At 60.5% G+C, this 20,227-nt stretch carries 14 protein-coding genes; 7 read left to right on the forward strand and 7 right to left on the reverse strand.

What is annotated here, in order from left to right:
* Positions 1–126: 126 nt before the first annotated feature.
* From ahcY to trxA, 7 genes are all read left to right on the forward strand, one after another.
* A complete protein-coding gene (gene ahcY, locus RHIBUN_RS0100130; RefSeq protein WP_025657914.1) occupies positions 127–1,527 on the forward strand; it encodes an adenosylhomocysteinase in 1,401 nt (466 codons plus the stop codon).
* Positions 1,528–1,731: 204 nt separating this feature from the next.
* Entirely contained in the window at positions 1,732–4,314 is a 2,583-nt protein-coding gene (locus RHIBUN_RS0100135; RefSeq protein WP_025657915.1) for a PAS domain-containing sensor histidine kinase, read from the forward strand.
* Positions 4,314–5,828 (forward strand): tRNA (adenosine(37)-N6)-threonylcarbamoyltransferase complex ATPase subunit type 1 TsaE, encoded by a 1,515-nt coding sequence (gene tsaE / locus RHIBUN_RS0100140; RefSeq protein ID WP_025657916.1) that lies wholly within the window; start codon positions 4,314–4,316, stop codon positions 5,826–5,828. The genes RHIBUN_RS0100135 and tsaE overlap by 1 nt, the downstream gene beginning before the upstream one ends.
* 13 nt (positions 5,829–5,841) lie before the next feature.
* Positions 5,842–6,573 (forward strand): nucleotidyltransferase family protein, encoded by a 732-nt coding sequence (locus RHIBUN_RS0100145; protein ID WP_018859424.1) that lies wholly within the window; start codon positions 5,842–5,844, stop codon positions 6,571–6,573.
* A gap of 3 nt (positions 6,574–6,576) precedes the next feature.
* Complete coding sequence (addB, locus tag RHIBUN_RS0100150; protein ID WP_025657917.1) at positions 6,577–9,771, forward strand: double-strand break repair protein AddB; 3,195 nt, start codon at positions 6,577–6,579, stop codon at positions 9,769–9,771.
* A complete protein-coding gene (addA, locus tag RHIBUN_RS0100155) occupies positions 9,764–13,315 on the forward strand; it encodes a double-strand break repair helicase AddA (protein WP_025657918.1) in 3,552 nt (1,183 codons plus the stop codon). The genes addB and addA overlap by 8 nt, the downstream gene beginning before the upstream one ends.
* A 71-nt stretch (positions 13,316–13,386) precedes the next feature.
* A complete protein-coding gene (trxA, locus tag RHIBUN_RS0100160) occupies positions 13,387–13,707 on the forward strand; it encodes a thioredoxin (RefSeq protein ID WP_007528746.1) in 321 nt (106 codons plus the stop codon).
* A 50-nt stretch (positions 13,708–13,757) separates the two neighbouring features.
* On the opposite strand, the gene RHIBUN_RS0100165 is transcribed toward trxA, so the two are convergent.
* The 7 genes from RHIBUN_RS0100165 to RHIBUN_RS0100195 form a co-directional block, all read right to left on the reverse strand.
* Complete coding sequence (locus RHIBUN_RS0100165) at positions 13,758–15,110, reverse strand: folylpolyglutamate synthase/dihydrofolate synthase family protein (protein WP_025657919.1); 1,353 nt, start codon at positions 15,108–15,110, stop codon at positions 13,758–13,760.
* A gap of 27 nt (positions 15,111–15,137) precedes the next feature.
* A complete protein-coding gene (gene accD / locus RHIBUN_RS0100170) occupies positions 15,138–16,043 on the reverse strand; it encodes an acetyl-CoA carboxylase, carboxyltransferase subunit beta (protein ID WP_018859420.1) in 906 nt (301 codons plus the stop codon).
* 39 nt (positions 16,044–16,082) lie between these two features.
* Positions 16,083–16,922 (reverse strand): tryptophan synthase subunit alpha, encoded by an 840-nt coding sequence (gene trpA / locus RHIBUN_RS0100175; protein ID WP_025657920.1) that lies wholly within the window; start codon positions 16,920–16,922, stop codon positions 16,083–16,085.
* A gap of 2 nt (positions 16,923–16,924) precedes the next feature.
* Complete coding sequence (gene trpB / locus RHIBUN_RS0100180; protein WP_018859418.1) at positions 16,925–18,145, reverse strand: tryptophan synthase subunit beta; 1,221 nt, start codon at positions 18,143–18,145, stop codon at positions 16,925–16,927.
* A 2-nt stretch (positions 18,146–18,147) separates the two neighbouring features.
* Entirely contained in the window at positions 18,148–18,816 is a 669-nt protein-coding gene (locus tag RHIBUN_RS0100185; protein WP_025657921.1) for a phosphoribosylanthranilate isomerase, read from the reverse strand.
* A 74-nt stretch (positions 18,817–18,890) separates the two neighbouring features.
* Positions 18,891–19,652, reverse strand: a complete 762-nt coding sequence (locus RHIBUN_RS0100190) for a M48 family metallopeptidase (protein WP_025657922.1) — start codon at positions 19,650–19,652, stop codon at positions 18,891–18,893.
* 94 nt (positions 19,653–19,746) lie between these two features.
* Positions 19,747–20,181, reverse strand: a complete 435-nt coding sequence (locus RHIBUN_RS0100195; RefSeq protein WP_025657923.1) for a DUF2852 domain-containing protein — start codon at positions 20,179–20,181, stop codon at positions 19,747–19,749.
* Between the last annotated feature and the right edge of the window lie 46 nt (positions 20,182–20,227).

Below are 20,227 nucleotides of genomic sequence, written 5' to 3' on the forward strand. Positions count from 1 at the left end.
ATTATTGCCTTCGTCATGGAAGCCTGCTAAACGGCCATCCTAGCCGCGCATGCCGCGTGGATGCTTTCTGGCGCACATACGCTTGCGCCTTCGAATTTTGATCCGCTTTTCAGCCTGGAGAACCCAATGAGCACTGAAAAAGATTATGTCGTCGCCGACATCGGCCTCGCGGACTTCGGCCGCAAGGAAATCACGATCGCAGAAACCGAGATGCCGGGCCTGATGGCCTGCCGCGCCGAATTCGGCGAAGCAAAGCCGCTGAAGGGCGCGCGCATCACCGGCTCGCTGCACATGACGATCCAGACGGCCGTTCTCATCGAGACGTTGGTCGCGCTCGGCGCCGAAGTCCGCTGGGCTTCGTGCAACATCTTCTCGACGCAGGATCATGCCGCAGCCGCAATCGCTGCTGCCGGCGTTCCGGTTTTCGCCATCAAGGGCGAGTCGCTGGAAGACTACTGGGTCTACACTGACAAGATCTTCCAGTGGGCCGATGGCGGCCTCTCCAACATGATCCTCGATGACGGCGGCGACGCCACCATGTACATCCTTCTCGGCGCCCGCGCCGAAGCCGGCGAGGACGTGCTCTCCAAGCCGCATTCCGAAGAAGAAGAAATCCTTTTCGCACAGATCAAGAAGCGTCTTGCCGCTTCGCCGGGCTGGTTCACCAAGCAGCGCGATGCGATCAAGGGCGTAACCGAAGAAACCACGACCGGCGTGAACCGTCTGTATCAGTTGAGCCAGAAGGGCCTCCTGCCCTTCCCGGCGATCAACGTCAACGACTCGGTCACCAAGTCGAAGTTCGACAACAAGTACGGCTGCAAGGAATCGCTAGTCGATGGCATCCGCCGCGGCACCGACGTGATGATGGCAGGCAAGGTCGCCGTCGTCTGCGGCTACGGCGACGTCGGCAAGGGCTCGGCTGCTTCGCTCCAGGGCGCTGGCGCCCGCGTCAAGGTCACGGAAGTGGATCCGATCTGCGCGCTGCAGGCTGCCATGGACGGTTTCGAAGTCGTCACTCTCGAAGACGTGGTGTCTTCAGCAGACATCTTCATCACCACGACCGGCAACAAGGACGTCATCCGCATCGACCACATGCGTCAGATGAAGGACATGGCAATCGTCGGCAACATCGGCCACTTCGACAACGAAATCGAAGTTGCGGCACTGCGTAACCTCAAGTGGACCAACATCAAGCCGCAGGTCGACCTCATCGAGTTCCCGAAGGGCAACCGCATCATCCTTCTGTCTGAAGGTCGCCTGCTCAACCTCGGCAACGCCACCGGCCATCCGTCCTTCGTCATGTCCGCGTCCTTCACCAACCAGACGCTGGCCCAGATCGAGCTTTTCACCAAGCCCGGCCAGTACCAGAACCAGGTCTACATCCTGCCGAAGCATCTCGATGAGAAAGTTGCACGCCTTCATCTCGACAAGCTTGGCGTGAAGCTGACGCAGCTTTCGGAAGAACAGGCCGCCTACATCGGCGTGAAGCCACAGGGCCCATTCAAGGCCGACCACTACCGATATTAATCACGAGATCAATATCCACAACATCTAGAGGGCGTCGCATTGACAAATGCGTCGCCCTTATTTTTTGGCACACATCTTCCCGCCGATTCCCTTCCGAAGTATTGTTTTAACACTCGATTCGTGGCCACGGACGTGTCCGTTTGCTTCGAAAATGGGATGTCTTGTCGTGATGGCGGCACATTAAGGGACGGAGACATACCGCGCATGTCGGAAATGATGAACAGCCTGGTCGAACAGGCAGAGGATGGCGTTCACGCTGACCCCTGCCCGCTCCGTTCGGGCGAACGGAAACCTGCCGGCACTTCAAGGGCCGTCGCCGAGAAGCCGGGACTATTGGCTCATGTGGCGCGGATTTTTGCGGCCGGCACTGCAATGACATCGATTGCGCAGCCGGTTCTCGCGCAGGTCGAAGCCGAGGCTGTCACATCCGCGCATCTTTTCACCTCGTCGCAGGTTATCGGCCTTTCCGTCGTCATCGGCGTGATCTCCGCCGCGCTGCTTTCCACCCTTTGGGTCGTGCGGCAGCGTGGGAATATGGAAAGCGAAAGCCGGGAGATCCGCTCGGCGCTCTCCGATGCGCAGCAGCGCATCTCGCAATATCAGGCACTGATTGCAGACAAGAATCGCCGGATCGTGATCTGGGATGGCAACGAGCGCCCTGAGCTTATCGGTCAGCTGCCTCCCGAAACCGGCGCGCCGCAGGACAACGAATTCCTCGCCTTCGGCCTGTGGCTGAAGTCGCGCTCCGCATCTGAGCTCGAGCGCGCGATCGACCGTCTGCGCGGGGCAGCCCATAGCTTCGACATGGTCGTTGAAACTCACCGGGAGGAGATCCTGGAAGCGCAAGGCCGGGTTTCCGGAGGCCGCGCATTCGTCCGTTTTGTAGCGCTGAACAATCTTCGCGCCGAGCTTGCTGAGCTTAAGATCGAACGGGACAGACTGTTGTCCTCGATCTCGGCGTTTCAAAGCATGCTCGACGCAATCGATCTTCCGGCATGGCAGCGTGACACCGAAGGTCGGCTGACCTGGGTCAATCACGCTTACGGCGACGCGGTCGAGGCGCCCACGCCAGATCAGGCGGTCAACGAGGGCCGCGAGTTCCTGACCACCGTTGCCCGCGAGCGCATCCGTGCCACGGCGACGGCCGAGTCACCATTCCACGACAAGATCTCGACCGTGGTGCGCGGCAACCGCACCTTCTTCGACGTTGTCGATGTGAAGGTCCCAAGCGGCTCCGCCGGCATTGCCGTCGACGTTTCCGGCATCGAGACTGTTCGCGCCGAGCTTGAGCGGACCCTGAAAAGCCACGCCGAAACACTCGACCATCTCGCAACACCCGTTGCAATTTTCGACGGCGACCGACGGCTGCAGTTTTACAATCAGGCCTTCGTCTCGCTCTGGGAGCTTGATATCGCTTTCCTCGAGAGCCGGCCCGACAATGCGGAATTGCTGGAGCGCCTGCGCGCCGCGAAGAAGCTGCCGGACCAACTGAACTGGAAATCCTGGAAGGAAACCGCGCTCTCTGTCTATCGATCGATCGATACCCAATCGGATTTGTGGCACCTGCCGAACGGCCAGACGCTCCGCGTATTCGCGACAGCGCATCCGCAAGGCGGTGCCACCTGGGTATTCGAAAACCTCACCGAGCAGGTCGACCTCGAGACGCGCTACAACACGCTTCTCAAGGTGCAGGGCGAGACGATTGACCACCTTTCGGAAGGCGTTGCCGTCTTTGGACCTGATGGGCGCATGCGCCTTTCAAATCCCGCCTTCCGTGCGCTCTGGGGAATCACGGAAGCGGAGGCCAAGCCCGGCACGCATATCCGTGCCCTTGGCGAGGCGTGCTCTCAATCATATGACCGTCCGGACGGATGGAAGACCTTCGCTGAGCTGATCACCAGCTTCGACGACGAGCGCCGCTCCAGCCAGGGAACGCTCGAGCTGTTCTCGGGTCTCGTGCTCGACTATGCTGTCATCCCGCTGCCGAATGCGCAGACGATGCTGACCTTCGTCAACATGACCGACAGCGTCCGTGCTGAGCGCGCCCTGACGGAAAAGAACGAAGCACTGCGCAAGGCAGACGAGCTTAAGAACGACTTCGTCCAGCATGTCTCGTATGAGCTGCGCTCGCCGCTGACCAACATTATTGGCTTTACCGACCTGCTGCGCACGCCGGGACTCGGACCGCTGAACGACCGGCAGGCTGAATATATCGATCACATCTCGACCTCTTCTTCGGTGCTGCTGACGCTGGTCAACGACATCCTCGATCTTGCCACGGTCGACGCCGGAATCATGCGGCTGAGCTACTCGTCGATTGATCTTGGCGATCTGCTCGACGACGTATCGATGCAGATTGCCGACAGGCTGCAGGAAAGCGGCGTGACGCTGGAGATTACCGCTCCGGCGCATCTTGGCTCGATCGTCGCCGACCCGCAAAGACTGAAGCAGATCCTCGTCAAGCTGCTCTCCAACGCAGCCAATTTCTCTCCGGAAGGCTCGTCAATCTCGCTCGAATGCCGGCGTGAAGGGATGGATTTCCTCTTCTCCGTCAGCGATCGCGGTCCTGGTATCTCGCAGGATATGATCGCCAATGTGTTTGATCGATTCGCGACCGGCGCTAAGAGCGGCAAGAGGGGCGGCGCGGGACTTGGGCTGTCGATCGTCGACAGCTTTGTCAGCCTTCACCATGGGACGGTCACCATTGACAGCCAGCCGGGCAAGGGCACGATCGTGACCTGCCGGATTCCTTCGGTCGATCTTCCGACGTCCGTCGCAGCCGAATGATGTCGGGCACTCCTGTCATTTCTCTCTTCCTGAAGGATGAGGCGGAAACAATCCGCTTTGGAGAGGACCTGGCGTTGGCGCTGAAACGCGGCGACTGCCTTGCCCTTTCGGGCGACCTCGGGGCCGGGAAATCGTCGCTCGCGCGCGCATTCCTGCGTGCGATGGCGGATGATGACGAACTCGACGTGCCAAGCCCCACCTTCACCCTGGTGCAAGCCTACGACCTGCGCGTACCGGTCGCACATTTCGACCTGTACCGTCTCGGCGATCCGGCCGAACTCACCGAACTCGGCTTCGACGAAGCACTCCAGGACGGCATCTGCCTCGTCGAGTGGCCTGAGATGGCAAGCGACGAGCTGCCGGCAGACCGCATTGCGCTCAAGCTGGAGCACGAGGGCCTGGGTCGAAAGGTGACCATTGCGGCCCCAGAAAAACAGGCTGCCCGGATCCGACGCGTCCTGGCCATACGTGATTTCATCGATGCAGCGGGATACACCAATGCGAAGCGTCGTTTTCTGACAGGCGATGCCTCGCTTCGAGCCTACGAGGCAGTCTATGCCGGTGATGGGAAGCGACGCGTGCTGATGGATTGGCCACCGTTGCCGGAAGGGCCGCCGGTCCTGGATGGCAAGCCATATCCGAAGGTCGCGCATATCGCCGAGAATGCCTATCCTTTCGTTGCCATTGCCAATGTGCTCCGACAGGAGGGTTTTGCTGCACCGGAGATCTACCAGGTCGACTACGACCAAGGCATCCTGCTTCTGGAGGACCTTGGCACCGACGGCGTCCTGGATTTGCAAGGTCAGCCCATCGCCGACCGCTACCGGGCGAGCGTTGCCTGCCTGGCGCATCTGCACTCGCTGACGATCCCGCAGGACATTCGCGTCACCGACAGCCACGTCCACCACATCCCCGACTTCGATCGGACGGCGATGAAGATGGAGGTACGTCTCGTTCTCGATTGGCATTTGCCCTGGAAGCGTGGCCGTACCGCCGCCAGTGGCGCCGAGCGCGATGAATACCTCGCGATCTGGGACAGGCTGATCGACGAACTTGAAGCCTCCGAAAAAAGCCTTCTCCTCCGCGATTTCCACTCGCCGAACATTATCTGGCGCGACAACGAGCGTGGGATAGCGCGCGTCGGACTGATTGATTTCCAGGACGCGATGATCGGCCCCACAGCCTACGATCTCGCTTCAATCGTGCAGGATGCGCGCGTCACGGTCCCGCCCGATCTGTTCCGGCAATTGATGGACGACTATCTATCTCTGCGCAGAACAAAGGGTGGCTTCGATGAGGCTCGTTTCCTGAAGAGTTGGGCAATCATGTCTGCACAACGCAATTGCAAGCTTGCCGGCCTCTGGGTTCGCTTGATGCAACGAGACGGAAAACCTGGCTATATGAGGCATATGCCGCGCACCCTGTCCTATCTTTCCGTTGCGCTGGAACATGAAACGCTTGCCCCCTTGCGCGACTGGTGCGTAAGGGCTGGAATAGTACCAAGCGAATCATAATTTCTCGGATCAGATGAGCATCAAGCAAGCCATGGTTCTCGCTGCAGGTCTTGGAACCCGCATGCGGCCGATCACCGACACCATCCCGAAGCCGCTCGTGAAGATCGACGGCAAGGCGATGATCGATTACGCGCTCGATTCGCTTGCGGAAGCCGGTGTCGAAAGGGTCGTGGTCAATATTCATCACCACGCCGATCAGATGCTGGCGCACCTGGCTTCATACAAAGACCTCGAGATCATCATCTCCGACGAACGCGAGAAGCTGTTGAACAACGGCGGCGGCCTTGCGAAGGGCTTGAAGCTGCTTAATCCCGGCAAGGTTTTTGTCACGAATGCCGACCTCTTCTGGATCGGAGAACGCCGCGGCGTTCCCAGCAACCTGACACGCTTAGCCGGATTCTTCCGACCGGAAGAGATGGACATGGCTATGCTTTGCGTGAAACTAGAAGACACGACCGGGCACAACGGAAAGAACGACTTCAACATGGCGCGGGATGGCCGGTTGACCCGTTTCTTCGACTCGGGTCCCTGCCCAATTGTCTATGCCGGCGCCATTGCAATGGACACGTCGTTTCTCGATGACGCGCCAGCCGATCCATTCAACCTCAATCTCTATTTTGACAAGGCGATCGCTCGCGGCCGGCTCTACGGTACCGTACTCGAAGGACACTGGCTTACTGTCGGCACGCCGGAAGCGATTGGTGAAGCGGAGGAAACGATCCGGCGATACCGGACGTTTGCATGACGGATGGCCGAGCATCACCGGCCGAGGGTCTTGAGCATCCCCGCAGGGCTTCCCTTCCTGAAGAGCCTTGCCGAAAGCCTTTGTGACGGCCGACTGACACCGCATTTCCGGTATGATCCCGGCGATCCCCTATCGCTTTCGAAAACCACGATCTATCTGCCAACGAGGCGCGCAGCACGCGTGCTCCGCTCGGAGTTCGTCGATCTCCTCGGCGGACGATCCGCAATCCTCCCGGTTATCCGACCGCTCGGCGAGACCGACGACGATAGCGGCTATTTCGACGAAGCCCTTCCCGCGACCCTGGATCTTGCTCAGCCGTTATCCAACACCGCCCGCCTGCTGGAACTCGCGCGCCTTATCCTCGCCTGGCGAAACAAGCTGCCGGAGATTGTGCGCAGCATCCATTCCGATTCGCCGCTCGTCGCGCCCGCAAGCCCAGCCGACGCCATTTGGCTTGCGCGCAATCTTGCGGAATTGATCGACGCCATCGAGACCGAGGATCGGGATTGGAACGAACTGTCTCGCCTGAATGTGAAAGACTATGCGCTTTGGTGGCAACTGACGGCCGAGTTCCTGCAGATTGCCAGCGCCTTCTGGCCGGAGCGGCTGAATGAGCTCGGCAAATCATCGCCCGCAAGACACCGCAACGCAATTCTTCGTGCCGAAGCAAATCGCCTGGCGACAGCCCGGCCGATGGGACCCATCATCATTGCAGGATCGACAGGCTCTGTGCCGGCGACGGCCGACCTTATCGCAGCGGTCGCCAACCTTCCGGAAGGCGTCATCGTTCTGCCGGGGCTCGACCTCGGCATGCCGGATGAGCATTGGCGAATGGTGGCGCCCGACATTCGGATAGATCAGCCCGCCGACCCGGCGAGCCGCAGCCACTCGCAATACGGCCTCGCGCAGTTGCTAAAGCGACTGAAATTGACGCGGCAGGATGTGGTGCAGCTTGCCGCGCCGCCCGAGGAATTGCGACAGCGTAGCGAAATCCTCTCACATGCGCTCTCCCCTGCCGAAGCAACCAGCGACTGGGGCACATGGAAGGCGAAACTATCTGACGCTACGATCTCAGCGGCATTTGCAGATGTCTCGCTGATCGAGGCGGGCAATGAGCGCGAGGAAGCCACTGCAATTGCAATCGCCCTCCGCTTGGCGCTCGAGCGCGCGCCCGGCAATGACGGCGAGAGCCGGGCGGCATTGATCACACCGGATCGAAACCTAGCCCGCCGCGTGACGACGGAATTATCGCGTTTCGGCATCGTTGCGGACGATTCCGCAGGCACGCCGCTTTCCGCCACCCCACAGGGAACGCTGTTGCAACTGCTGCTGGAAGCAACCCTTCGCCCTGGCGATCCCGTCGCTATCGTCGGATTGCTGAAGCATCCCCTGGCGCATTTTGGGCTGGAGCGTGGCGTGCACGTGGCAGCGGTAGCAGCTCTGGAGCTGCTGGCACTGCGTGGTGGTGTGGCCGACGTCGACATCTCGGCGTTGGAACCGCTTCTTGAGCAGCAGCTGTCTGAGCAGGCGTTGGATCGTCACGCGCCGCAGTGGCGAAAATCCCTTCCCGCCGATGCGATTGACCACGCGCGTGCTCTTGCCCGACGGGTTGCCGAAGCGACCGAACCGCTGGCGTCGGCGCTTGTTCGGCGCCTTCCCGAGCCGGGGCTAACGGCCAGCCTTGGGCTCGCCGATTGGGGGGAGCGAACCGGGCGCGTATTGGAGGCGGTAACCCGCGACGCGCGCGGCGATCTTGCTGGTCTCTGGTCCGGCGAAGCGGGCGACACCCTGGCGTCGATGCTCGGCGAAGTGATCGAAACCGAGGGGCAGATCGACGCGGATGGCCCGCAGTGGATCGACATCGTCACTGCGCTATTGGCTGGCCAGGCTGTAAAGCCACGGGCGCTAAGCCATCCGAGAATTTTCATCTTCGGCACGCTAGAAGCGCGCCTGCAGAACGTAGACACATTGATCCTGGGCGGCCTGAACGAAGGCTCATGGCCGGGTCAAACATCCAATAACCCCTTCGTTTCTCGGACAATGAAGACCGAGATCGGGCTGGAACCTCCAGAACGGCGCATCGGCCAGCTGTCGCACGATTTCGAAATGGCCAATGGCACGCGCCATCTCATCTATTCGCGAGCCCTTCGACAAGGTTCGACGCCAACCGTCGCGTCGCGCTGGTTGCAGCGGCTGCTCGCATTCGGCGGGCACGAGTTCGAGGCACAGCTCAAGGCCCGCGGCGACAATTTTGTGCATTGGGCGAACCTCATCGACCAAGGCGACAGCCAAGCGCCCGCGCAACGTCCAAGTCCAATACCGCCGCTGGAGATTCAGCCTAAGTCCTACTCTTTCAGCGAGGTCGGGCGCCTTCGTCGCGACCCCTATGCAATCTATGCACGCCGCGTTCTGCGCCTTGACCCGGTAGCACCGTTCAATCGAGACCCTGGCGCCGCGGAGCGAGGAACGCTCTATCACAAGATCATCGACCGCTTCGTCCGTGAAGGTCACGTTGCCGGAACGCCGGCAGCTGAAACGGCGATGGAGAACATTCTGAACGAACTCTTCGATACGGAGCAACTTCCTGCACATATCGATGCAGTCTGGCGCCCGCGTTTCCGTGAAGTTGCCCGCGCGTTTCTCGAGTGGGAGGCGCAGCGACAGCCAGGCATTCGAAGAACATTGACCGAGGTGCGTGGCGGGGTGGAGTTGGAGGCGATCAATGTCCGCCTGAGCGGCGTCGCCGACCGGATCGACATCACCGGCAGCGGTACCGCCGACATCATCGACTACAAGACCGGATACAATCCCTCCGCCCCTCAGGCACGCGCGCTTCTTGATCCCCAGCTGGCACTGGAGGCCGCCGCGCTTCACGCCGGCGCCTTCCGGGATGCTGGCAGTCTTGTTCCACAAGATCTTCTCTACGTGCGCCTGCGGCCGGGCAATCGCTTTAAGGTCGACACCGTCAACAACGAGACTTCGGCCAGAACCGACAAGGCAAAATCGGCCATGGACCTGGCCACCGACTCGATCGACCAACTCATAAAGTTCGTCTCGCTCCTGCAGTCAGGCGAAAAGGGCTTCACCTCGCGGCTTGTGCCGGCACAGCAGTTCGATTTCGGTGGTGATTACGATCATCTGGCGCGCGTTTCCGAATGGTCTGCCGCAGAGAGCGACGAGGAAACCGGCGATGAATGACGACGCAACGCTGCCTGAGGGCGATGATCCCGTTGCCTGGACGAGTTGGACGACCATCCAGCAATCGATCGCATCCGATCCGCAACGCTCAGCCTGGGTTTCCGCCAATGCCGGCTCCGGAAAAACGCACGTCCTGACGCAGCGTGTTATCCGGCTCCTGCTGGCCGGAGCACGTCCGTCAGCAATCCTCTGCCTGACCTATACGAAGGCGGCAGCCTCCGAAATGTCGAACCGCGTTTTCGAGCGGCTTGCCGAGTGGGCGGTTCTGCCGGACACGGAACTTGAAGAACGCATCACGCGGATCGAAGGCAAGGCGCCGGATAGGGTGAAACTTGCGGAGGCGAGGCGCCTCTTTGCAAAAGCACTGGAAACGCCGGGCGGGCTGAAGATCCAGACCATTCACGCGTTTTGCGAAGCTTTGCTGCACCAGTTTCCGTTGGAAGCTAACGTCGCCGGCCACTTTTCCGTGCTCGACGATCGGGCTGCCGCGACGCTTCTTTTGGATGCACGGCGATCGCTGCTTACGGCCACTACACCGGAGGACGATCCGGCGCTCGCGGACGCCTTTGCTTACGTGCTCAATCTCGGCGATGAGTCAGGCCTCGAAAACCTTCTTGAGGAAATCATCGCGAACCGCAATGCGATCCGCACTTTCACGCAGGATGCGGAGCGGAAGGGTGGCCTCGATGCGGTACTGCGGACGAAGCTTCACCTTTCTGAAGACGATACTGCGACCGGGATCGCCGAGTCGTATTGGCCGCTTCCTGGTCTGCGCGGCGGGGTGCTCGACCGGTACCTAGACCTTGCGGATCAGAAAGGCGGGGCAAAGGCGCACGATATCGCAGCCGGCTTGCGGTCGGCAGCGCGCGAACGAGACCCCGCGCGCCGGGCGTCGGTGCTGGAGAAAATCTTCCTTACCGCAAGGGCTGAACCAAAGGCGGATTCGCAGTTTTTCGTGAAGGCCATGCTGACTGAAGCACCGGAGCTCATCGATGCCGTGGCAATGGCCCGAGCGCACGTGGTATTGTGTCGGGATCGGTGGAAAACGGCCCGCATGTACGAGGCAACACGCGCAGCGCTGATCCTCGCCGACCGCCTCAACAAAGACTACGACGACCTCAAGAAGCAGCGCAGCCAACTCGATTTCGAGGATCTGATAACGCGGACTTCCGAACTCTTGCACAAGAGCGACGTTGGCCCCTGGATCCACTACAAGCTCGACCAAGGGATCGACCATATCCTTGTCGACGAGGCACAGGATACAAGTCCAATCCAGTGGAGCGTGATCCAGTCGCTGGCCGAGGATTTCTTTTCCGGCGAGAGCGCCCGCAATGTGGTGCGTACCCTTTTTGCCGTCGGCGACGAAAAGCAATCGATCTATTCTTTCCAGGGCGCTCGGCCCGAACGCTTTTCAGAAGAAAGCCAGCGGACGCGTCGGCGCGTCTCGCAGAGCGGGCACGCCTTCTCAACGGTGCGGCTGCCGCTCTCATTCCGATCGACCTCGGATGTCCTTGCCGCAGTGGACCACATCTTCACACCGGCTGAAAATGCCCGCGGGTTAAGTGCGGCAGGCGAGCCGGTGGTGCACCGTTCTAACCGCATAGGCCACCCGGGCGCAGTCGATCTCTGGGAGATGGTCGCGCCTGAAGCGACGATCAAGGAAGAAGATTGGACCGCACCCTTTGACGCCACGCCGGAGAGCGCCCCAGCATCAGTGCTCGCCCGTCGCATTGCTCATGCGATCGGCAATCTGGTGGGCAAGGAAACGATCGTCGAGAAGGGCAAGGAGCGACTGATCGAGGCCGGCGATATCCTCGTCCTCGTGCGCAAGCGCGACGCCTTCGTCAACGCGCTGACACGCGCCTTGAAGCGACGCGGCGACATACCGGTTGCCGGCGCCGACCGCCTGCGCCTGACGAGCCACATTGCCGTGCAGGACCTCGTGGCGCTCGGCCGCTTTCTACTGTTGCCCGAGGACGACCTCTCCTTGGCAGCGCTGATGAAGAGCCCGCTTCTCGATCTGAGCGAAGACGACGTCTTCGCAATTGCCGCCCTGCGTACGGAGGGCGAGAGTGCCTGGGCTCACGTGCAGAAGTTCGCCGCTGATGGAAATGCGCGCTTTGAAACAGCCGTCTCTCGCCTCAGGCTCTTCCTGGACGAATCCGAGACGCTGTCGGTTCACGATTTCTATGCTCGTGTTCTCGGATGCCACGGCGGCCGACGACAATTCCTTGCCCGGCTCGGAACCGAGGTCAGCGATATTCTCGATGAATTCCTGACATTCGCGCTTGATCACGAAAGCTCGGGCCTGCCAGGCCTGCAATCCTTCATTTCGACGCTTGAAATCGAAGCACCGGAGGTGAAGCGTGAGCAGGACAAAGGCCGGAATGAAGTCCGGATCATGACAGTCCACGCCTCAAAGGGCCTTGAGGCACCGATCGTGTTCCTCGTCGACGGCGGCTCGAAGGCCTTCACCCATTCGCACATGCAGAAGCTGCGGCTGCTTGAACAGGGGAGCGGCGAGCCGCCCATGCCGGCATGGGTTCCGATCGGCGATCTCAGCAACTCGCTGACCCAGGCCGACGCGACACGCATCCAATCGCTGGCGGAACAGGAATATCGCCGGCTGCTCTATGTTGCGATGACCCGGGCCGCCGATCGCCTTACCGTTTGCGGCTACAGGGGCATTCGTCCCAACACCGATACCTGGCATGCCATGATTTCCGCTGCGATGACCGACAGCCATCCGCATGTATCTGCTGCGACATTTTCTGGGCCTGACGGGACATGGGCTGGCATCGAATGGCGCGTACCACGGATAGAGAGAAGGTTCGAGCGCCTTGAACGCAGCGCGGAGACCGCCAGACAACAGACGGTCCCGCCTGGCCTCGACAGGCCACTGCCACCGCGCAGGCAATTGCCGCGCCCGCTCAGCCCATCCGGCGTCGGAACGATCATCGACGATGGCGCCGATGACCTCCTCGTCGCCTCCCCGCTTTTCACGGAAACGGGAAAGCCGGATCGCTCGCTGCAAAAAGGGCGGCTCCTCCACCGCATATTGCAGGTGCTGCCGGATGTGCCACGCGGCGATCAGCCAGATGCAGCATCACGATACGCCAAGCGTGCGGCGCCATTCTGGCCCGAAGCAGAGCGGCGGCAATTGGTCGACTCGGTTCTGACGCTATTGGGCGCAGCCGACCTCGAAGCCGTCTTCTCGACTCATGCACAGGCTGAGGTCTCCGTCATGGGGACGCTGACGATCGCCGGCCAGGACTATGCCGTTTCCGGCCGTGTCGACAGAATGGCGGTCTTCGACGATCGCATCGTCGTGCTGGACTACAAGACCAATCGCGTCCCGCCGCAGACGGCAGAGGCCATCCCATTTGCACACAAGGCGCAGCTTGCGATCTATCGCGAGATCCTGGCGCCGCTCTATCCCGGCAAGCGCGTCGATTGCGTGCTTGTCTACACTGAAAATGCTTCGGTTCACACGCTGACGCCGGATGCATTGGCGTCGGCGCTTGCGCAACTCGAGACAAAGTGAAATACGGGCATTGAAATTCCCGCACCGCACGCTCACATGTGTTTCAACAGGAATCCGTAAAGGAGCAGCCTATGGCTACCGTAAAAGTCGATATCAACAACTTCCAGTCGGAAGTTCTGGAATCCGCAGAACCCGTCGTCGTCGATTTCTGGGCTGAATGGTGCGGCCCGTGCAAGATGATCGCCCCCAGCCTCGAAGAACTCGCTGTCGAGTTTCAGGGCAAGGTGAAGGTCGCCAAGCTCAATATCGATGAAAACCCGGAACTCGCCGCCCAGTTTGGCGTCCGTTCCATTCCGACGCTCGCCATGTTCAAGGCCGGCGAAGTTGCTGACATCAAAGTTGGCGCTGCCCCGAAGACCGCTCTTTCGAGCTGGATCTCGAGCGCCGCTTAATTTATCCATAAGCAGATAGGAAAAAGCCCGGCGTTCGACCGGGCTTTTTCTCATTTCGGGGGCGTCCCGTTGTCGGCAAGCACATCGCCGACGAGATAGAGAGAGCCGCCGATCAGGATTCGCGGTGGGTGGGCTTGTTCAAAGGCGCCCTCCTTGATCGCCTCCAACGCATCGCTGACCGTCGACATCGGTTCCGCGACGAGGCCGGCATCATAGGCGGCGTTTGCAAGGATCACCGGATCGATCATCGCATCGCTCCCGTGGATCGGCACGCAATAGACCTTCTCGGCCAATCCTTTGAAAGCCTTGAAGTAGCCAACCGGATCCTTGGTGTTGATCATGCCGATGATCAGGAAGAGCGGGCGCGGCTGCTTTTCCTCGAAATTCGCCATGGCCTCGGCGATAACTTCGCCGGCGCCGGGGTTGTGGCCGCCATCGACCCAGATCTCTGCTTTAGCCGGAGCACTGGCCATCAGATTGCCGTCGTTCAGACGCTGGAGACGGCCCGGCCACTCGACCGACAGCAGCGCCTTTTCCATCATCGTTTCGGTGACCGCAAAGCCGGCGGCCTTGACGGCGCGGATCGCAGCGGCGGCATTGGCATATTGGTGGCGGCCGGGAAGGCGGGGCAATGGCAGGTCGGCGAGACCGAACTCGTCCTGATAGACGAGACGCCCATATTCCTCATGCGCCATGTAGTCCTGGCCGAAGACTGCGGTCGGGCAGTTCAGCCGTTCGGCGGTCGACATCAGCACGTCGAGCGCGGCATCATATTCCTGCTTGCCGATCACAACAGGGTGCCCGCGCTTCATGATACCGGCTTTTTCTGCCGCGATCAGTTCGACGCGATCGCCGAGGTAAGGCTGATGGTCCAAGGAAATCGGCATGATGACCGAAACGGCCGGGTCGGAGATGACGTTCGTCGCGTCGAAACGACCGCCGAGACCAACCTCGATGATCGCGGCATCGGCCCGATGCTCTGAGAACAGAATGAAAGTGACTGCGGTGAGGATCTCGAAAACGGTGATCTTCTGCCCGTCATTGGCGGCCGCCACGCGCCGCACCGCCTCGGCGAAGACCGCATCGTCCACCGGTTGCCCGCGACCGCCCTTGGCGCCGATCCGATAGCGTTCGTGCCAGTTGACGAGATGCGGAGAGGTATGGACATGCGCGCTGTAGCCACCGGCTTCCAGCAAAGCCCGGCAAAACGCCGTCACGGACCCCTTGCCGTTCGTGCCCGCCACATGAATGACGGGCGGCAATTTCTTCTGCGGATCCCCGAGGACGGAAAGCAGTCGGGTAATGCGATCCAGGGATAGATCGAAGCCCTTGGGATGCAGGCCCAAGAGCTTGTCGATTTCCTGTGCTGCTTCACTCACTACGGCTTGGCCCCTGGGTATCATCGCTCACCCCGCCTGTGATGGGTTCTGTCAGGCGCTTGCAGCGATAGCAAGCGTCCCGCTGTTTTCCTTGGATAGGTTCGCAACCGGCTTCTTCGTCAGGATCTTCAAGACGCGCGCGAGCGTATCCGGAATATCGTGGCGCTTGACCACCATGTCCACCATGCCGTGTTCCAGCAGATACTCGGAGGTCTGGAAGCCTTCCGGAAGCTTCTCGCGGATCGTCTGCTCGATAACGCGCTTCCCGGCGAAGCAGATTTCAGCCCCGGGTTCGGCCAGATGCAGGTCACCGAGCATCGCGTAGGACGCGGTAACACCGCCAGTGGTCGGATTGGTCAGCACGACGATGTAAGGCAGTCCTGCTTCCTTCAGCATGTCTACCGCCACGGTCGTGCGTGGCAGCTGCATCAGCGACAGGATACCTTCCTGCATGCGGGCACCACCAGATGCCGGGAACATGACCAGCGGGCACTTCTCCGCAATGGCGCGTTCGAACGCCTTGACGATCGCCTCGCCCGCGGCAATGCCGAGCGAACCGCCCATGAAGTTGAACTCATGAACGACCGCGACGATCTTCAGGCCGCGCATCTTGCCGACGCCAGCGAGAATGGTGTCTTCCTGCTCGGTCTTGATGCGGCTGTCCTTCAGACGGTCCGTGTATTTCTTGGAATCACGAAATTTCAGCGGATCCTGGGCGACCTTTGGCTGCGGCAGAGCCTCATAGACGCCATCGTCGAAAAGGTCGGCAAGGCGAGCCTTTGCCGGCATCTTCATGTGATAACCGGAGGCCGGAATGACCCACTTGTTGTCTTCCAGATCCTTATGGAAGACCATCTCACCCGTTTCCGGGCACTTGATCCAGAGGTTCTCCGGCACTTCGCGGCGGCCCAGCATGGAATTGATGCGGGGGCGGACGTAGTTGGTGATCCAGTTCAAGTCGAAAACTCCTGATTGACTCTTGCCAATGTGGGGAAATTATTCGGCAGCAACAAGGCGCGCCGAACGTGTACCCGTTGACAGTCCACGAACGAGGGTGGCGACGGCCTGGACGGTATCGGCTGTCGCCTTCCCATCCTTGGTGAGGCTCGTTGCCACCTGATTGACAATTGCTGTGCCGACAACCACGCCATCGGCCGAGTTGCCAATGACCTTTGCATGGTCGGCGGTCTTGACGCCGAAGCCGACGCAAACAGGCAGGTTGGTGTGCTGCTTGATGCGCTTGACGGCGCCCGAGACCAGAGACGGATCCGGCAGAGCAGAGCCAGTGATACCAGTCATCGAAACATAATAGACGAAGCCGGACGTGTTCCGAAGAACGGTCGGCAGGCGCTTTTCGTCGGTCGTCGGCGTCGCAAGCCGAATGAAGTTGATCCCCTTCTTGATCGCAGGGATGCAGAGTTCGTCATCCATCTCGGGTGGAAGGTCGACGACGATGAGGCCATCGATGCCGGCTGCCAGCGCGTCGTCGAGGAACTTCTCCACGCCGTAGACATAGATCGGGTTGTAATAGCCCATCATTACGATCGGCGTCGCATCGTCCGTCTTGCGGAAATCGCTGGCAAGCTGCAGCGTCTTCTTCAGCGTCTGGCCGCCCTTCAGAGCGCGCTGGCCAGCCATCTGGATCGCCGGACCATCGGCCATCGGATCGGAGAACGGCATGCCGAGTTCAATAACATCGGAACCCGCTTCCGGCAGAGCCTTCATGATGCCGAGCGAGGTTTCGTAGTCGGGGTCGCCTCCCATGAAATAGGTGACGAGTGCCGGCCGGCCTTCCGCCTTAAGATCGGCGAAGCGTTTGTCCATACGTGCGGTCATGCTTACTCACCCATTCCCAGAATCTTGCCGACAGTGAAGATGTCCTTATCGCCGCGGCCGGAGAGATTCATCAGAATGATCTCGTCCTTGCCCATCTTCGGCGCGCGCTTGATGACTTCGGCCAGCGCGTGCGATGGCTCCAGCGCCGGAATGATACCTTCGAGGCGGGTCAGCGTCTGGAAAGCTTCGAGCGCCTCATGGTCCATGATCGGCACATACTCGACGCGACCGATGTCGTTCAGGTAGGAATGCTCGGGGCCGATGCCAGGATAGTCAAGACCAGCGGAAATCGAATGGCCTTCCTTGATCTGGCCGTCGCCATCCTGCAGAAGGTAGGTCCGGTTACCGTGGAGGACGCCGGGCGAACCCGCAGTGATCGAGGCGCAGTGCTCGTCACCATTGAGGCCCTTGCCGCCGGCTTCGACGCCAACCATCTTGACGCTCTCGTCATCAAGGAACGGATGGAAGATGCCGATCGCGTTCGAACCGCCGCCGACGGCTGCGATGACGAGATCCGGCAGCCGACCTTCGGCTTCCAAAATCTGCTCACGGGCTTCGGTGCCAATGACGGCCTGGAAGTCGCGAACCATTTCCGGATAGGGATGCGGACCGGCGGCAGTGCCGATCAGGTAATAGGTGTCGTCGACGTTCGTGACCCAGTCGCGCAATGCCTCGTTCATGGCGTCCTTGAGCGTGCCGTGACCGGCGGTCACCGGCTTTACCTCGGCACCAAGCAGCTTCATGCGAAACACGTTCGGCGCCTGACGCTCGACGTCGGTTGCGCCCATGTAAACGACACAGGGGAGCCCGAAGCGGGCGGCAACCGTTGCCGAGGCAACGCCATGCTGGCCGGCACCAGTTTCCGCGATGATACGGGTCTTGCCCATGCGCTTGGCGAGCAGGATCTGGCCGATGCAGTTGTTGATCTTGTGCGAACCGGTGTGGTTCAGCTCTTCGCGCTTGAAATAGATCTTCGCGCCACCGAGTTCGGCCGTCAGGCGCTCGGCGAAATAGAGCGGGCTCGGGCGACCGATATAGTGGGTGCCAAGCTGCTTCAGCTCCGCCTGAAATTCCGGATCGTCCTTTGCCTTGTTCCACTCGTCCTGCAGGTCGAGGATCAAAGGCATCAGCGTTTCGGCGACGAAACGGCCGCCGTAGATGCCGAAACGGCCGTCTTCATCAGGGCCGGAACGGAAGGAATTCGGTTTTGGCGTCTGGTTCACTCTCAACTCCCTGAGGTCGTTTCGGGCTGACAAGCCGTTTGGACCGCATCGAAAAACTCATCGATCATTGCGACGTTCTTGACGCCGGGCGCGCTTTCGACCCCCGAAGATACGTCGATCCCGGGTGCCTTGGTGATGCCGAGCGCCTCGGCAATATTGCCCTTGTTCAGGCCACCGGAAAGCATGTAATCCACGCTGTCGTCAAGCCAGGTAAGCAGGCTCCAATCGAAGGACACGCCGTTGCCACCCGGCAAATCCGACCCTTTCGGCGGCTTGGCGTCGAAGAGGAAGCGATCGGCGATGCCGACATAAGCCTCGACCCGCTTCAGATCGTCAGCCGACCGCACCGAGAAAGCCTTCATGACCGGCAGTCCATACACCGCCTTGATGGTCAAAACGCGCTCCGGGCTCTCGTCGCCATGCAACTGCAGGATATCGGGCCGAAGCAGCGCCACGATTTCATCAAGATCGTCGTTGCTCGGATTGACCAAAACCGCAACGATCTTGGCCTTGCCGCGAGCCGGCTCCGCTAGCTTGCCGGCGATATCAGGCTCGATGTAGCGGGGACTCTTTTCGAAGAAGATGAAGCCGATATGTGTGGCGCCGCGCGCGAGTGCACGATCGATCGCCTCAGGCGTCTTCAGTCCGCAGATTTTGATATCCGGTTTCATGGCAGCGAAGTGACACGAAAAGCACTTGGAGTCGAGCCAAATCACGACAAAAGCTGATTTTTGCGAGGCGTCGCTCAGTCGAAATCGATGGCGTGCAGTTGACTGCCGTGCCGCTTCAACCAGAGCTTCGCCTCTTCCATGTGGGGGCAGAGCTTCTTGCAGAGCGCCCAGAAGCGTGGCCCGTGGTTCATCTCCTTGAGATGAGCGACTTCATGGGCCGCAAGGTAGTCGACCACTGACGGCGGCGCCATGACGATGCGCCAGGAAAAGCTCAGGTTTCCCTCCGAGGAGCAGGAACCCCACCGACTGCGGGTGTCCTTCATGGCGATAGACCTGATCGGCGCATTGATCGAGCGGGCATGGAACGTTGCCAGCCTCTCGAGATCGGCTCGCGCTTCCTTCTTCAGAAACGTGGCAATCCGGCGTCCGAGATGCTCGGGCATGCCGCTGACCTTGAGCACGGGTTTGCCATCAACGACGACGGCTTCTGTCAGGCCCCGCACGCTGCCGGTGTGGTGAACGCGATGGGATACGCCCCGAAAGAGAATGGTGCCGTCATCACGAAGACCGCTGTCGGTCGAGAATTTGGCAAGCTTGGTCAAGAGCCAGCCCTGATGGCGGTCGAGGAAGGCATTTACCTCGCGCTGCGCCAATCCGCACGGGATCGTCATCTTCAGGCCCCGACCGCCAGGCTCGATGCGCAATGTAATGCGGGTCGCCCGCTCGTGCTGCTTGATCGTCAGCGGCATCAGGCGTCCGGCAACGTCAAGCGTTCGCGTTTCCGGCGGAGCCGGTTTTCGAACGCTGCGGCGTGGCTTTGCAGGGAGCGGGAACATGGGCATTTTCTATATGATTCGCTGGAATTCTTGGCAAAGAAAAGCCGGCATCGATGATGCCGGTTCAAGTTTCAGTGCTGAACGGTCCTGGGAATTACGGAGTCTGGTATTCTGCTACCGGACCATTGTCTTCGCGCTTGCCGTTCTTGCGGTCGCGCATGAAGCGGTCAAACTCTTCCTGGTCCTTGGCGCGGCGTAGTTCGCGCATGTAGGAGTCGAAATCCTCGCGCATTTCATCAAGCTTGCGACGCTCTTCTTCCAGCCGGTCGAGCTCGGCCTTGCGCCAATCATCGAAGGCAACATTGCCCGTCGAGAAATGAGGGCGATAGCGGCCATGTGAACGTCGGCAGCCGGCGAAGAATCCATCGGCGGCGCTGTTGGCGTCGCGCTTGAAACCGCGCAAACGCTCTCCAAAGATGATGTAGGCGAGCATGGCGAGACCCAGAGGCCAGAAAACCACGAAGCCGAGGATCATCAGGGCAATGGTAGCCGGAGTCCAATCCGGGCGAAGCAATGCTGACTGGTTCATCGTGCGGTGTCCTCGCATTTTCCGCGTCCGGCGAGATACCGAACGC

Source organism: Rhizobium sp. IBUN (assembly GCF_000510625.1).
Taxonomy (GTDB): Bacteria; Pseudomonadota; Alphaproteobacteria; order Rhizobiales; family Rhizobiaceae; genus Rhizobium; species Rhizobium altiplani.

What these genes read in the sequence shown, in the direction of transcription:
- ahcY (WP_025657914.1), top strand. Translation starts at nt 127, where the DNA reads ATGAGCACTGAAAAAGATTATGTCGTCGCCGACATCGGCCTCGCGGAC.
- RHIBUN_RS0100135 (WP_025657915.1), top strand. Translation starts at nt 1,732, where the DNA reads ATGTCGGAAATGATGAACAGCCTGGTCGAACAGGCAGAGGATGGCGTT.
- tsaE (WP_025657916.1), top strand. Translation starts at nt 4,314, where the DNA reads ATGTCGGGCACTCCTGTCATTTCTCTCTTCCTGAAGGATGAGGCGGAA.
- RHIBUN_RS0100145 (WP_018859424.1), top strand. Translation starts at nt 5,842, where the DNA reads ATGAGCATCAAGCAAGCCATGGTTCTCGCTGCAGGTCTTGGAACCCGC.
- addB (WP_025657917.1), top strand. Translation starts at nt 6,577, where the DNA reads ATGGCCGAGCATCACCGGCCGAGGGTCTTGAGCATCCCCGCAGGGCTT.
- addA (WP_025657918.1), top strand. Translation starts at nt 9,764, where the DNA reads ATGAATGACGACGCAACGCTGCCTGAGGGCGATGATCCCGTTGCCTGG.
- trxA (WP_007528746.1), top strand. Translation starts at nt 13,387, where the DNA reads ATGGCTACCGTAAAAGTCGATATCAACAACTTCCAGTCGGAAGTTCTG.
- RHIBUN_RS0100165 (WP_025657919.1), bottom strand. Translation starts at nt 15,110, where the DNA reads ATGATACCCAGGGGCCAAGCCGTAGTGAGTGAAGCAGCACAGGAAATC.
- trpA (WP_025657920.1), bottom strand. Translation starts at nt 16,922, where the DNA reads ATGACCGCACGTATGGACAAACGCTTCGCCGATCTTAAGGCGGAAGGC.
- RHIBUN_RS0100185 (WP_025657921.1), bottom strand. Translation starts at nt 18,816, where the DNA reads ATGAAACCGGATATCAAAATCTGCGGACTGAAGACGCCTGAGGCGATC.
- RHIBUN_RS0100190 (WP_025657922.1), bottom strand. Translation starts at nt 19,652, where the DNA reads ATGTTCCCGCTCCCTGCAAAGCCACGCCGCAGCGTTCGAAAACCGGCT.
- RHIBUN_RS0100195 (WP_025657923.1), bottom strand. Translation starts at nt 20,181, where the DNA reads ATGAACCAGTCAGCATTGCTTCGCCCGGATTGGACTCCGGCTACCATT.